At 71.2% G+C, this 13,560-nt stretch carries 11 protein-coding genes; 9 read left to right on the plus strand and 2 right to left on the minus strand.

All coding sequences use genetic code 11. From position 1 onward, the window contains the following. Positions 1-222: 222 nt before the first annotated feature. Entirely contained in the window at positions 223-1,398 is a 1,176-nt protein-coding gene (locus ACZ47G_RS32860; protein ID WP_465749018.1) for a nucleotide disphospho-sugar-binding domain-containing protein, read from the minus strand. Positions 1,399-1,429: 31 nt separating this feature from the next. After that, positions 1,430-2,230 carry a class I SAM-dependent methyltransferase gene (locus ACZ47G_RS32865; protein ID WP_380454599.1) on the minus strand — a complete coding sequence of 267 codons (801 nt, stop codon included), beginning with the start codon at positions 2,228-2,230 and terminating at the stop codon, positions 1,430-1,432. A 236-nt stretch (positions 2,231-2,466) separates the two neighbouring features. Here ACZ47G_RS32865 and ACZ47G_RS32870 point away from each other — a divergent pair, with 236 nt between their 5' ends. The 9 genes from ACZ47G_RS32870 to ACZ47G_RS32910 form a co-directional block, all read left to right on the plus strand. Further along, positions 2,467-3,609: a DegT/DnrJ/EryC1/StrS family aminotransferase gene (locus tag ACZ47G_RS32870; RefSeq protein ID WP_465749021.1), complete on the plus strand. Its 1,143-nt coding sequence runs from the start codon at positions 2,467-2,469 to the stop codon at positions 3,607-3,609. Positions 3,610-3,793: 184 nt separating this feature from the next. Continuing rightward, entirely contained in the window at positions 3,794-4,945 is a 1,152-nt protein-coding gene (locus ACZ47G_RS32875; protein WP_465749023.1) for an acyltransferase family protein, read from the plus strand. 107 nt (positions 4,946-5,052) lie between these two features. Next, positions 5,053-5,922 carry a glucose-1-phosphate thymidylyltransferase RfbA gene (gene rfbA / locus ACZ47G_RS32880; protein WP_465749024.1) on the plus strand — a complete coding sequence of 290 codons (870 nt, stop codon included), beginning with the start codon at positions 5,053-5,055 and terminating at the stop codon, positions 5,920-5,922. Between the two features lie 15 nt (positions 5,923-5,937). Further along, positions 5,938-6,921, plus strand: a complete 984-nt coding sequence (gene rfbB / locus ACZ47G_RS32885) for a dTDP-glucose 4,6-dehydratase (protein ID WP_465749025.1) — start codon at positions 5,938-5,940, stop codon at positions 6,919-6,921. Between the two features lie 148 nt (positions 6,922-7,069). After that, positions 7,070-8,374 (plus strand): acyl-CoA dehydrogenase family protein, encoded by a 1,305-nt coding sequence (locus ACZ47G_RS32890; protein WP_465749027.1) that lies wholly within the window; start codon positions 7,070-7,072, stop codon positions 8,372-8,374. 5 nt (positions 8,375-8,379) lie between these two features. Beyond that, on the plus strand, positions 8,380-9,501 hold the full coding sequence (locus ACZ47G_RS32895; protein WP_465749029.1) for a DegT/DnrJ/EryC1/StrS family aminotransferase: 1,122 nt from the start codon (positions 8,380-8,382) through the stop codon (positions 9,499-9,501). A 22-nt stretch (positions 9,502-9,523) separates the two neighbouring features. Next, positions 9,524-10,768 (plus strand): methyltransferase domain-containing protein, encoded by a 1,245-nt coding sequence (locus tag ACZ47G_RS32900; RefSeq protein ID WP_380454586.1) that lies wholly within the window; start codon positions 9,524-9,526, stop codon positions 10,766-10,768. 386 nt (positions 10,769-11,154) lie between these two features. Next, entirely contained in the window at positions 11,155-11,556 is a 402-nt protein-coding gene (locus ACZ47G_RS32905; protein ID WP_465749031.1) for an allene oxide cyclase barrel-like domain-containing protein, read from the plus strand. 108 nt (positions 11,557-11,664) lie between these two features. Then, positions 11,665-13,560: type I polyketide synthase (locus tag ACZ47G_RS32910; RefSeq protein WP_465749033.1), on the plus strand; the 1,896-nt coding region annotated here is incomplete at its 3' end.

Consider the following 13,560-nt stretch of genomic DNA (forward strand, 5'->3'; position numbering starts at 1 on the left):
GGGGGTTTTTTTCTCTCTTCCCCTTTGGAGTATCTGCTCCCGCGTCGACCACCATAGCCCCGAAGACTCCCCACCAGGCGGCCGGAACCCCCCTCCCCTCCCCCCCCCCGGCCCGCAGGCGTAGAACAGGGGGCCGGGCACGGGCCGAACAGGCCGGGCACGGACGGCTGAGCGCCGCCCGGCCCAGCCGCCCCTGCCCGACCGACCGCTACCGACCGACCGCTACCGACCGGCCGCCAGGGCGCCGAGCGTGGCGACCAGCTGCGTCGGGTCGGGCCGGGCGGCGTTCCGCTCGGCGAGCACCCGGGCGGCGGGCCCCACCGAGCCCCCGTCGAGCAGTTCGGTGACGGTCTCGACGACGGACTCGGCGGTGAGCTCGTCGGGCCTGAGCGTCAGGCCCGCCCCGCTCTTGGTGAGCAGCTCGGCGCCGAGCGGCTGGGCACTGATCTGCGGAACGACCAGCTGGGGCACACCGTTGACGAGGGCGGCCAGGACCGTCCCGGGGCCGCCCTGGCTGATCAGGGCGTCGCAGGTCGGCATCAGCATCGACAGCGGCATCCAGTCGACCACCCGGACCTGCTCGCTCCCGTCGCCGAGCAGCTCCCGGCCGGCCTTGCCGAGCGCCGCCACGATCTCGACGTCGAGGCCGGCCAGCGCCTCGATCGCCAGCAGCGGCGGGCGCAGCACCTCCGGGCCCATGAACTCGCTGGTGGTGCCCCAGGTGATGCAGACCCGCGGCCGCCGCTTCGGCTCGTCCAGCCAGGCCGGGGTGACGGCGGCGCCGTTGTACGGCACGTACCGCGCCTCCTGGCGCTTGGCCATCCGGATCGCGAGCAGCTCCTCCGGGCAGGGGTCCACCACGAGGTCCGCGTAGTCCGGGCCGAGTTCGACGTTCCAGGTGTCGAGGAACGCCACCAGGTCCTTGGGCCAGTTCTCGCGCACCGCGCGCTCGGAGGTGAGGTCGGCCCACAGCTGGTGGGGCATCGGCCCCCAGGTGTGCAGGACCAGCGGGACCCCGGCGGCCTTGGCGATGGCGGGCGCGGCGAACGCGGCCGGGTCCGCCACCACCAGGTCCGGCTTCCAGTTCCGGGCGAACGGGAGCAGGTCGGCCACCACCGCCTCGGCGATCCGGATGTGCGGCACGACGATCTTCTCGATGCTCGGCGCGGTGCCCGGCGGGGTGCCGCCGCCCGAGTCGATGGACTTCTTGAGCTCGCTCATGAAGTCCGGGCCGCTGCCGACCTCGACGGCCGGCAGGCCGGCGGCGGTGACGTCGCCCACCAGTGACGGCTGGACGGCGATCCGCACGTCGTGTCCCGCCGCGCGCAGCGCCCACGCCAGCGGGACCAACGGATAGAGGTGCGACCGGAAGGTGGCCGCGGTGATCAGAACCCGCATGACAGGATCCCTTCGCAGGTGCCGGAGGCCATCAACTCGGACGACGCCCGATGAGGTGGAACATGCGCGCGGTGGACGGGTAGGGCTGCCGGCCCGCCAGGGCGATCTCCAGCTCCTCCAGCCGGGCGAAGAACCGCGGGTCGTGCTTGATGTCGTTGTCCGCGATGAGGTTGCAGACGTTCATCACGCCGTGCGTGCCGACGACGTCGAGGCCGGACTCGCGGTACAGGCCGGCGATCTCGTCGGCGGTCAGGACGTCGATGTCCTTGCCGTACACGACGTTCGGCTTGGTCCGGGCGTCGACGGCGCGCAGGGCCGCTTCGAGGTCGAGCTCGCGCACCGCGGCCTCCAGCGGCACCGCGTAGGTGTTGGGGCAGACCACGGAGAGCAGGCCGCCCGGCTTGAGCAGGGTCGTGATGCCCCGGAAGACCTCGGCCCGGTCCGACACGTACTGCAGCAGGTTGTGGCAGAGCACGAGGTCGAACTCCTGGCCCGCGAAGAGCTTCGGGACATCATGCGCGTCGCCCTCGCGGACGTCGACGCGGTCGGACACCCCGCGCTCCTCGGCCAGCTTGCGCGCCCCGTCGAGGGAGACCGGCGCCACGTCGAAGATCGTCACCCGGTGGCCGGCCAGCGCGAGCCGGACGCCCTCCTTGCCGTTGCCGCCCGCGACGTCCAGCACGCGCAGCGGTCCGTCGCCCAGGTGGCGGGCCAGGTTGGCGGCCACCACCGAATAGCGCAGCTGCCCCCACGGGGTTTCCTGCCAGTTCTGGAAATTGGCAAGGCGCTCGTCGAAAACCGCATTGTCGACCGCGCCGACGCTCTCGGCCATGCTACCTCCGGGGTGCGCTGGACGACCGGGCGCTCGCCCGGCCGGGAACTTCGTGATCTCCCAACGGATATCCCGGCCGACTGAAGCACCCCTAAAACCGGAGGGTTCGGCCGAGGTTTAGGACACCTTTAGCCGGACGTCCGAAACTCGGCCTATCCATGTGCGCCGCCCGGTGGTTGTCGGCACATCATCCGAGCCGCCGCCGACCACCGTACCCCTCGATCCGGAGACGCGTAATGATAAATGTGACCCAGCCAAGTATCGGGGCGGAGGAACTCGCCGCGATCAGCGCCGTGTTCGACAGCAAGTGGCTCGGGTACGGGCCGCGGACCGAGGAGTTCGAGGAGCTGTTCGCCCAGCACCTCGGAGTGTCGGCCGACAACGTGCTGTTCCTCAACTCGGCGACCTCCGGGCTGTTCCTCACCATGGACCTGCTCGGCGTCGGGCCGGGCGACGAGGTCGTGCTGCCGTCGAACGGCTTCATCGCGAACGCCAACTGCGTGGTCGAGGCCGGCGCCCGTCCGGTGTTCTGCGACATCGACGAGGAAACCCTCAACCCTCGGGTCGAGGACGTCCTCGCCGTGCTCACCCCGCGGACCAAGGCCGTGATCGTCCTGCACTACGGCGGCTACCCCGGTGAGGTGGAGAAGATCGCCGCGCTCTGCGCGGAGCGCGGCGTCGCGCTCATCGAGGACGCGGCCGTGTCGGTCGCCTCCAGCGCGCACGGCCGCCGGTGCGGCACCTTCGGGGACTACGGCATCTGGAGTTTCGACGCCCGCAAGGTCATCACCACCGGCGACGGCGGCATGCTGTACGTCCGGGACCCGGAGGGCGCCCGCCGGGCGCGCCGGCTGGCCTACCACGGCCTGGAGGACCGCAGCTCGTTCACCACCGCCACCAAGTCCAAGCACCTGTGGTGGAGTTTCGAGGTGGAGGACATCGGGCGGCGTCTGGTCGGCAACGACATGACCGCCGCGATGGGCATGGTGCAGCTGCGCAGGCTCGGCGGTTTCGTCGAGCGGCGGCGCACCATCGCCCAGCGGTACGACCGGGCGCTGGCCGGCGTGCCGGGGGTCCGCACCCCGTGCGCCGTGCCGGAGGGCCACGAGTCGACCCACTACTTCTACTGGCTGCGGTTCGACTCCCAGGAGATCCGCGACGGGGTCAGCGAGGACCTGCTCGCCCACGACATCTACACCTCCTGGCGCTACTACCCGCTGCACCGGGTCCAGCGGTACGGCGCCACGCAGACCGTGTTGCCGGTCACCGACACCGTGTCGGACACCGCCCTGCTGCTGCCCGCGCACCAGGACCTGCTCGACGAGGAGGTCGACCTGGTCGCGCGCGAGGTCATCAAGTCGGTCGAGGCCCGCCGCTGACCCGCGGGGCACGGTCCGGGCCGGCCGGGGACGCCCCGGGCCGGTCCCGTGACACGCCCTAGCCGGGGACAAGACCGGCTTTAGCGGACCCGGCGACCGTGAACAGGACAACACCCGAGCGGCCGCGACCGGCCATGTGCACGACGTGAATCACGACTGTGAATCCCGAGACAGGAGCGTACACATGGCAGTTGACGAGACCAGGGTGCGAAGACTGGACTCCATGACCGGGCTGCGGTTCCTCGGCGCCCTGGGCGTGTTCCTCTTCCACGCGGCATCCATGAGCGTGTTCCGCACCTCCACGCCCGGGTCCGACCCGTTCGCCCGGATCACCGAGCACCTCGGGTCGCTGGGTGTCACGTTCTTCTTCGTGCTGAGCGGCTTCATCCTGACCTGGTCGGCGCGCAAGTACGACGCCGTACGGCAGTTCTGGCGGCGGCGGATGTTCAAGATCTTCCCCAACCACCTCGTGGCGTTCGTGCTGTCGGTGGTGCTCTACGCCTCCGTCAGCGCGGCGGTGGTGCCCGCGGTGTTCAACGTGACGCTGCTGCACGCGTGGGTGCCGAGGATGGACACCTTCCTCAGCTTCAACTACGTGACCTGGTCGCTCTCCTGCGAGGTGCTGTTCTACCTGCTGTTCCCGTTCCTGCTGAAGGCGATCCGGCGGATCCCCGCCGAGCGGCTCTGGTGGGCGGCGGGCGGGATCGTGGTCCTGGTGCTGTGCGTGCCCCTGGTGGCGGAACTGCTGCCCACCGAACCGAGGTTCCAGCTGGCCCTGGGCAACACGGGGCTCCACGACCCGATCGTCCAGTACTGGTTCGTCTTCACCTTCCCGCCGGTCCGGCTGCTGGACTTCGTGCTGGGCATCCTGATGGCGCGGATCGTGCTGGAGGGCCGCTGGATCCGCCTCGGGCGGCTCCCCGCGCTGGCGCTGCTCGTGGCCGGCTACATCGCCGCGGGCTACACGCCGTACCACTACTCGCTGAACGCGGTGCTGCTCGTCCCGATGGCGCTGTTCATCCCCGCGGTGGCGTTCCACGAGGCGAACGGGGGGCGCTCGTTCCTGTCCAGCCGGCCGATGCTCTGGCTCGGGGAGACGTCCTTCGCCCTGTACCTGCTGCACGTGCTGGTACTCGTCCGCGCCCGCCAGGAACTCGGCTTCCGGAAGGTCCTCTCCCCGCTGGAGGGGATCGGCTGGATCGTGCTGACCTTCGTGATCGCCCTGGTCGCGGCGCGGCTGCTGTACGTGCTCGTGGAGCGGCCGGGTTCGCGGTACCTGGGCACCGCCCGGCGGCCGCGGCCGACCGCGGAACCCAGCCCCGCGAGCGGCCTGTGAACGACCGGAAAGAGCTCGGCCCCAGTATGCGGACCCAGTATGCGGACCCAGTATTCCGACGCCCGACGTATTCCGACGCCCGATCCCAGGTAGCAGAGGTGCCGCCCGTGAAGGGAATAATTCTGGCCGGGGGAACAGGTTCTCGGCTCCATCCGCTGACCGTCGCCTTCTCCAAACAATTGCTCCCGGTCTACGACAAGCCCATGATCTACTATCCGCTGGCCACGCTGATGATGGGCGGGATACGGGACTTCCTCATCATCACCACCCCCAGCGACGCCCCGATGTTCCGGAAGGTCCTCGGCGACGGCGCGGAACTCGGCCTGGACATCAGCTACGCCCAGCAGTGGCAGCCCGCCGGAATCGCCGACGCCCTCCGGATCGGCGCCGAGTTCGTCGGCACCGGACCGGTGTCGCTCATCCTGGGCGACAACATCTTCTCCAGCCCGAACCTGCCGGACCTGCTCACCCGTAGCCTGGCCGAGGTCGACGGCTGCACCCTGTTCGGCCACACCGTGCCCGATCCGCGCCCCTACGGCGTCGCCGAGAAGGACGCCGCGGGACGCCTGATCGGCCTGGAGGAGAAGCCGGCCCGGCCGCGCAGCTCCGAGATCGTGACGGGCCTGTACGTATACTCCGGCGACGTCGTCGACGTGGTGCGCGACATCACCCCGTCGGCCCGCGGCGAACTGGAGATCACCGACGTCAACCGCGCCTACCTCGCCCAGGGCCGCGCCCGCATCCACTCGCTGGGCAGCGGCACCAGGTGGCTGGACGCGGGCACGTACGACGGACTGCTCGACGCGGCCGCCTTCGTCCGGGCCGAGGAGCAGCGCGGCGTACGGCTCGGCTGCCTGGAGGAGATCGCGCTCAACCTCGGGTACATCGACGCGGACACCTGCTACGCGCTGGGCAGCAAGCACCAGAAGTCCGGCTACGGCCGGTACGTCATGGCGATATCGGGCAAGACCGACTGAGACGGGTACTGGGACATGTCGTCGAACCAACGCGTGGTGGTCACCGGGGGTGCCGGGTTCATCGGGTCGCACTACGTGCGGCAACTGCTCACCGGCGCCTACCCGGCGTTCGCCGACGCCCGGGTCACCGTCCTGGACAAGCTGACCTACGCCGGGAACACCGAGAACCTGGCGCCGGTCTCGGCCGACCGCCGGTTCGAGCTGGTGGTCGGCGACATCTGCGACCCGGAGCTGCTCGCCGAACTGCTGCCGGGCACGGACGTCGTCGTGCACTTCGCGGCGGAGTCCCACGTGGACCGCTCGATCAGCCGCCCCGACGACTTCGTGCACACCAACGTGCAGGGCACCCACACTCTGCTCCAGGCCTGCCTGGACGCGGGCGTGGGACGGGTCGTGCAGGTGTCCACCGACGAGGTGTACGGCTCGATCGAGGCCGGCTCCTGGACGGAGGACCAGCCGCTGGAGCCCAACTCGCCCTACTCGGCCTCCAAGGCGAGCGCCGACCTGCTCGCCCGCGCCTACCACCGCACCCACGGGCTGTCGGTCTCCGTGACCCGGTGCTCGAACAACTACGGCCCGTACCAGTTCCCGGAGAAGGTCGTCCCGCTGTTCGTCACCAACCTGCTGGACGGCCTGCCCGTCCCGCTGTACGGCGACGGCGGGAACATCCGGGACTGGCTGCACGTCGACGACCACTGCCGCGCGGTCCAGCTCGTGGTGGAGGGCGGCCGGCCCGGCGAGGTCTACAACGTCGGCGGCGGCACCGAGCTCTCCAACCGCGACCTGACCGTCCGGCTGCTGGCGGAGCTGGGCGCGGACTGGTCCGCCGTCCGGCAGGTCGCCGACCGTCCGGGACACGACCGGCGCTACTCGGTCGACTGGACGAAGATCCGCACCGAACTGGGGTACCGGCCGCGCATCGGCCTGGAGTCGGGGCTGTCCGACACGGTCCGCTGGTACCGCGACAACCGGTCCTGGTGGGAGCCGCTGAAGAAGTAGCGGCCGGCCGCGGCCGACGCCCGGGGCCGGCCGGAAGCACCGCGCACCGGGCACACCGGACCACCGGGAGCACCGAACCACCCGACGCAGCGACGACCGGGAGCACCGAACGCCGATGACCGCCGACGGAAAGAGTACGGAGCACACCATGTCCACACCGACGGCACGCCAGACCCCGCCAACGGGGCTCCACGAGCCGGTGACCCCCGAAGGCCGCGCCCTGGTCGAGCGGCTCGCCGGCTACCTGCCGCAGATCCGGGCCACCGCGGCGGAACACGACCGCACCGGCGCCTTCCCCACCGCGACCTTCGACGCCTTCCGCAAGGACGGCCTGATGGGCGCGACGGTGCCGGCCGAACTCGGCGGTCTGGGGGTGGACCGGCTGTACGACGTCGCCACCGCGCTCGTGCACGTCGCCCACGCCGACGCCTCCACCGCGCTCGCGCTGCACATGCAGTTCAGCCGGGGCATCACCCTCGGCTACGAGTGGCGGCACGGCGGCCCGGCGGCCCGCGCCCTCGCCGAACGGCTGCTGCGGATGATGGTCGCCGGCGAGGCCGTCGTGTGCTCGGGCATCAAGGACCACCACACGGCGGTCACCCGGCTGACTCCCGACGGTGCGGGCGGCTGGCGGCTGTCCGGCCGCAAGACCCTGGTGAGCATGGGGCCGATCGGCACCCACTTCGTCATCAACGCGAAGACCGAACTGCCCGGCGAGGCGCCCCGGCTGGTGTCCCCGGTCGTCACCCGCGACACCCCCGGGTTCAGCGTGCTGGACAACTGGGACGGCCTGGGGATGCGGGCCTCCGGCACCGTCGACATCGTCTTCGACGACTGTCCGATCCCGGCCGAGGACGTCTTCGTCCGCGACCTGGTCGGCGCCCGCAACGACGCGGTGCTCGCCGGGCAGACGGTCAGCTCGATCGGGATGCTGGGCGCCTACGTCGGCGTCGCGCAGTCCGCCTACGACCTGGCGGTGGCAGCGCTCGCCCGCCGCAGCGAGCCGGCGCCCGCCGCCGCGCGCACCCTGGTCGCCGAGCTGAGCGCCCGCCTGTACGCGCTGCGCGCCACCGTCGCCACCGCGCTCACCACGGCCGACGCCCGCAGCGCGGACCTGACCGGGGACTCCGCCGAGCGCGGCCGGCAGATGATGCAGCCGTTCCAGTGCGCCAAGCTGATCGTCAACCAACTGGCCCCCGGAATCGTGAACGACTGCCTCACCCTGGTCGGCGGCGCGTCGTTCACCGCGGCCCACCCGCTGTCCCGGCTCTACCGGGACGTGCGGGCCGGCGGGTTCATGCAGCCGTACGCCTACGCCGACGCCGTGGACTTCCTGAGCACCCAGACGCTCGGCATCGAGCGGGACAACGACTACATGAGCACCTGGGCGACCCGCGCCACCAAGGACGGAACATCCGTGGATGCACCGCATCCTGACCCGAGGTCACGGTGAGGAACATGACGACTCGCGTATGGGATTACCTTCCGGAGTACCGGGAGGAGAAGGCGGACCTGCTCGCGGCCGTCGAGACGGTGCTGGAGTCCGGACAGCTGATCCTCGGCAGAAGCGTGCACGGCTTCGAGGCCGAGTTCGCGCAGTACCACGGACTGGCGCACTGCGTCGGCGTCGACAACGGGACCAACGCCGTCAAGCTCGGGCTCCAGGCGCTCGGCGTCGGCCCCGGCGACGAGGTGATCACCGTCTCGAACACCGCCGCGCCCACCGTGCTCGCCATCGACGGCACCGGCGCGACCCCGGTCTTCGTCGACGTCCGCGAGGAGGACTTCCTCATGGACACCGAGCAGGTCGCCGCCGCGATCACCCCGCGCACCAAGGTCCTGTTGCCGGTCCACCTGTACGGCCAGTGCGTCGACATGGAGCCGCTGCGGCGGCTGGCGTCCGAGCACGGGCTGGCGATCCTGGAGGACTGCGCGCAGGCCCACGGCGCCCGCCAGCACGGCCGGCTCGCCGGGACGATGAGCGACGTCGCCGCGTTCTCCTTCTACCCGACGAAGGTGCTCGGCGCCTACGGCGACGGCGGAGCCGTCCTCACCGACGACCCGGACATCGCCAAGGACCTGCGTCAGCTGCGCTACTACGGCATGGACAAGGTCTACTACGTCGTCCGGACCCCCGGGCACAACTGCCGGCTCGACGAACTCCAGGCCGAGATCCTGCGCACCAAGCTGCCCCGGCTCGACACCTACCTCTCGCGCCGCCGGGAGATCGCCCGCCGCTACCAGGAGGGCCTGGGCGACCTCACCGGACCGGGCGGCCTGCTCCTGCCCGCCGTCGCCCCCGGCAACGAACACGTCTACTACGTCTACGTCGCGCGTCACCCGCGCCGCGACGAGATCATCGACCGGCTCAAGCGGCACGACATCGAGCTGAACATCAGCTACCCGTGGCCCGTCCACACCATGAGCGGGTTCGCCAAGCTCGGCTACGCCCCGGGCTCGCTGCCGGTCACCGAACGCCTCGCCGACGAGGTCTTCTCCCTGCCCATGTACCCGTCACTGCCCCCGGATCTCCAGGACAAGGTCATCAGCGCGCTGCGCGAGGTACTGACGGAGCTCTGACTCACCACGAAGGAGTTCGATCATGACCGATCCAGCCGATGTGACCGCACCGGTCGCCTGCCGCGTCTGCGGCGGCGAGGTGACGGAGTTCCTCGACCTGGGCCGCCAACCCCTGTCCGACCGGTTCCTCGAACCGGACCGCACGGACGGCGAGTTCTTCTACCGGCTCGCCGTCGGCCAGTGCGGCGGCTGCCGCATGGTCCAGCTGACCGAGGAGGTCCCCCGGGACCTGATGTTCCACGAGGAGTACCCGTACCACTCGTCGGGCTCCTCCGTCATGCGCGAGCACTTCGCCGGCCTCGCGCAGCGCCTGCTCGACACCGAACTGACCGGGCCCGATCCGTTCGTGGTGGAGATCGGCTGCAACGACGGCATCATGCTGAAGGCCGTCCAGGACGCCGGCGTGCGCCACCTCGGGTTCGAACCCTCCACCGGCGTCGCCAAGGTGGCGCAGGCGAAGGGGGTGCGGGTGCGCACCGACTTCTTCGAGGAGGCCACCGCCTCGGCCGTGCACGCCGCCGAGGGCCCGGCGGACGTCATCTACGCCGCCAACACGATGTGCCACATCCCGTACCTGGAGTCGGTGTTCCGCGGCGTCGACGCACTGCTCTCGCCCGACGGCGTGTTCGTGTTCGAGGACCCGTACCTCGGCGACGTGGTCGCCAAGACGTCCTTCGACCAGATCTACGACGAGCACTTCTTCGTGTTCTCGGCCGGCTCCGTGCAGGCCGCCGCCCGGCGGTTCGGCTTCGAACTGGTCGACGTCGACCGGCTGCCCGTGCACGGCGGCGAGGTGCGGTACTGGCTCGCCCGCCAGGGCGCACGCACCCCGTCCGAGGCCGTCGGCCGGCTGCTCGCCGAGGAGGCCGCGCAGCAGCTCGGCGAACTCGCCACCCTGCGGGCGTTCGCGGCGAACGTCACCGCGATCCGGGACGACCTGAAGGCGCTGCTGACCCGGTTGCGGGCGGAGGGCCGCACCGTGGTCGGATACGGCGCGACCGCGAAGAGCGCCACGGTGACGAACTTCTGCGGGATCGGCCCCGATCTCGTCCGGTTCGTCTGCGACACCACGCCGGACAAGCAGAACCGCCTGACGCCGGGCATGCACATCCCGGTCCGGCCGGCGGCGGCCTTCAGCGACCCCTACCCGGACTACGCGCTGCTGTTCGCCTGGAACCACGCCGAGGAAATCATGGCCAAGGAGCAGGAGTTCCAGCAGGCCGGCGGCCGCTGGATCCTGTACGTGCCCGAAGTCCATGTGATCTGACGGCGGAACACCCGGCCGCGGCGGACACCGGGCGCGCGAAGCGCCCGTGCTGTCCGCCGCGGCTTTTCACCGTTCGCGCACGGCTCCGCACCGCCCCGAATTCCCGTCCCGCGCCCCGCGGGCGCTCCGCTCTTAGACCGACCGGCAAATGGTGAGTGGGTGAAGGAGCGGCGTTGGGGTGCGTGCATCGCAAGGCGGAGGAGGGAGCCCAATGCAGCGCATTGGCGACCGACGACAACGCGGCGAGGTGCGTGCCCCGGCGTCGCGACGCCGCTCACCATTTGCCGGTCGGTCTTAGGACCGTTTAAGGCCTGTTGACCATGATTTCCTGACGGGCCCGGAAGTGCCGGTCCACCGCCACCGTCCGGAACGGAGAACGGAATTCCATGTATCTGGAGAATCTCCACGAGGTCTGCCACACCACGGTGCACCGTGAGACCCGGCCCGGCGTCGGGCACCACCTGACGTTCACCGAGGAGCTCTACGACGCGGACGGCAAGCTCGTGTCCACGTCGGAGGGCATGGCGGTGGTCTACGGGAACCCCGCGGACGGCGGCCTGATGCAGCTGATGACCGCCACCGAGACGCTCGCCGACGGGGTCATCAGCTGGACCGGCCCGGTCGCCCAGGAGGACCCGAACGGGACCGAGTTCCGCGTCAACAGTTTCCCCGCGATCGGCGTCAGCGGACGCTACGCCGGAAAGACGGGAACGCGGACGTTCAAGTTCGTCGAACGGCCCGACGAACACACCACGATCTGCGAGGCGACCATTTCCATGGAGGACTGAGCCGCGCGGTTCCCGCGTTTCCCCGAGCGGCGAGGAAATGACCTGGCCGCTCGGTTTCCCCATGTCACCCGACGATCTTCAGCTGTGCGAGGAAGGCGGCCAGGACCCATGCCCGACGACTTCACCGTCCCCGGGGGAGCCCTCCCCGAACAGGGCGCCGCGATCGCCATCGTCGGGCTGTCCTGCCGCCTGCCGCAGGCACCGGACCCGGCCGCGTTCTGGCAGCTGCTCACGGACGGGCGGAGCGCCGTCTCGGCGACCCCGCCCGACCGCTGGCCCGGCGGGGCCGGCCGGACCGCCGGGCTCCGGCACGGCGCGTTCCTCGACGGCGTCGACCGGTTCGACGCGGCCTTCTTCGGCATCTCGCCGCGCGAGGCCGCGAGCATGGACCCGCAGCAGCGGCTCATGCTCGAACTCGCCTGGGAATCCCTCGAAGACGCGATGACCGTCCCCGCCGACCTGGCCGGCCGGGCGGTCGGCGTCTTCGTCGGGGCCATCGGCGACGACTACGCCGCCCTGCTGCACGACCACGGCCCCGAGGCCGTCGACCAGCACTCGCTGACCGGCACCAGCCGCGGCATCATCGCCAACCGGATCTCCTACGCGCTCGGACTGCGCGGCCCGAGCCTCACCGTGGACGCCGCGCAGGCCTCGGCGCTGGTCGCGGTGCACCTGGCCTGCGAGAGCCTGCTGTCCGGCGAGTCGGACGTGGCGATGGCCGGCGGCGTCAACCTCAACCTCGCGACGGCGACCGCGGTGGAGACCGAACGGTTCGGCGGACTCTCGCCGGACGGCCGCTGCTACACCTTCGACGCCCGCGCCAACGGCTACGTCCGGGGCGAGGGCGGCGGCTTCGTCGTCCTCAAGCCGCTCGCCCGGGCGGTGGCCGACGGCGACCGGATCTACTGCGTGATCCGCGGCTCCGCGATGAACAACGACGGGGCGACGGACGGCCTGACCGTGCCCAGCGCCGAAGCCCAGCGGGACGTCATGCGCCTGGCCCACGACCGGGCCGGCCTCGCCCCCGGCTCCGTCCAGTACGTGGAACTCCACGGCACCGGCACCAAGGTGGGCGACCCCGTCGAGGCCGCCTCGGTGAGCGCCGCGCTCGCCACCGCCCGCACGGACGGGCCGCTGCAGGTCGGCTCCGCCAAGACCAACGTCGGCCACCTGGAGGGCGCGGCGGGGATCGTCGGCCTGATCAAGACCGCGCTCAGCGTGCGGCACCGCCGGCTCCCGGCCAGCCTGAACTACGAGACGCCCAACCCGATGATCGACCCGGTCGCGCTCAACATCGAGGTGCGCACGGCGCCGGGGCCGTGGCCGCGGCCGGACGCGCCGCTGGTCGCGGGGGTCAACTCGTTCGGCATGGGCGGTACCAACTGCCATGTGGTGGTCACCGAACCGCCCCGGGCCGCCGGGGAGCCGGTCGGGGACCCGGCACCGGAGGCGGAGCCCGCAGCCGGGGCAGCCGCCGCCGGCGGGCGGGTCGTGCCATGGGTGCTGTCGGCGCGGGACCGGAACGCGCTGCGCGCGCAGGCCGCCGCCCTGCGGACCGCCGTCGAGGAGCGGCGGCTCGACCCCGTCGAGGTCGGCTGGTCGCTGCTGACCACGCGCTCGTCGTTCGAGCACCGCGCCGTCGTCCTCGGCTCCGACCGCGAGGAACTCCTCGACGGCCTCGCGGCGGTGGCCGGAGAGGACGCGGCGCCCCTGGCGGTGACCGGCCGGACCACCGGGGTTCCGGGGAAGACGGTGTTCGTGTTCCCCGGCCACGGCACCCAATGGCCCGGCATGGGCCTCGCGTTGCTGGACACCTCACCCGTCTTCGCCGAACACCTCCACGCCTGCGCCGACGCCCTCACCCCCCACACCGGCTGGTCCCTCCTCGACGTCCTACGCGCCGAACCCCACGCCCCCGACCTCAACCGCACCGACATCGTCCAACCCGCCATCTTCGCCATCACCGTCGCCCTCGCCCGCACCTGGCAACACCACGGCATCCAC

The organism is Kitasatospora sp. NPDC030952, assembly GCF_055571335.1.

What these genes read in the sequence shown, in the direction of transcription:
- ACZ47G_RS32860 (WP_465749018.1), bottom strand. Translation starts at nt 1,398, where the DNA reads ATGCGGGTTCTGATCACCGCGGCCACCTTCCGGTCGCACCTCTATCCG.
- ACZ47G_RS32870 (WP_465749021.1), top strand. Translation starts at nt 2,467, where the DNA reads ATGATAAATGTGACCCAGCCAAGTATCGGGGCGGAGGAACTCGCCGCG.
- ACZ47G_RS32890 (WP_465749027.1), top strand. Translation starts at nt 7,070, where the DNA reads ATGTCCACACCGACGGCACGCCAGACCCCGCCAACGGGGCTCCACGAG.
- ACZ47G_RS32875 (WP_465749023.1), top strand. Translation starts at nt 3,794, where the DNA reads ATGGCAGTTGACGAGACCAGGGTGCGAAGACTGGACTCCATGACCGGG.
- ACZ47G_RS32865 (WP_380454599.1), bottom strand. Translation starts at nt 2,230, where the DNA reads ATGGCCGAGAGCGTCGGCGCGGTCGACAATGCGGTTTTCGACGAGCGC.
- ACZ47G_RS32905 (WP_465749031.1), top strand. Translation starts at nt 11,155, where the DNA reads ATGTATCTGGAGAATCTCCACGAGGTCTGCCACACCACGGTGCACCGT.
- rfbB (WP_465749025.1), top strand. Translation starts at nt 5,938, where the DNA reads ATGTCGTCGAACCAACGCGTGGTGGTCACCGGGGGTGCCGGGTTCATC.
- ACZ47G_RS32895 (WP_465749029.1), top strand. Translation starts at nt 8,380, where the DNA reads ATGACGACTCGCGTATGGGATTACCTTCCGGAGTACCGGGAGGAGAAG.
- ACZ47G_RS32900 (WP_380454586.1), top strand. Translation starts at nt 9,524, where the DNA reads ATGACCGATCCAGCCGATGTGACCGCACCGGTCGCCTGCCGCGTCTGC.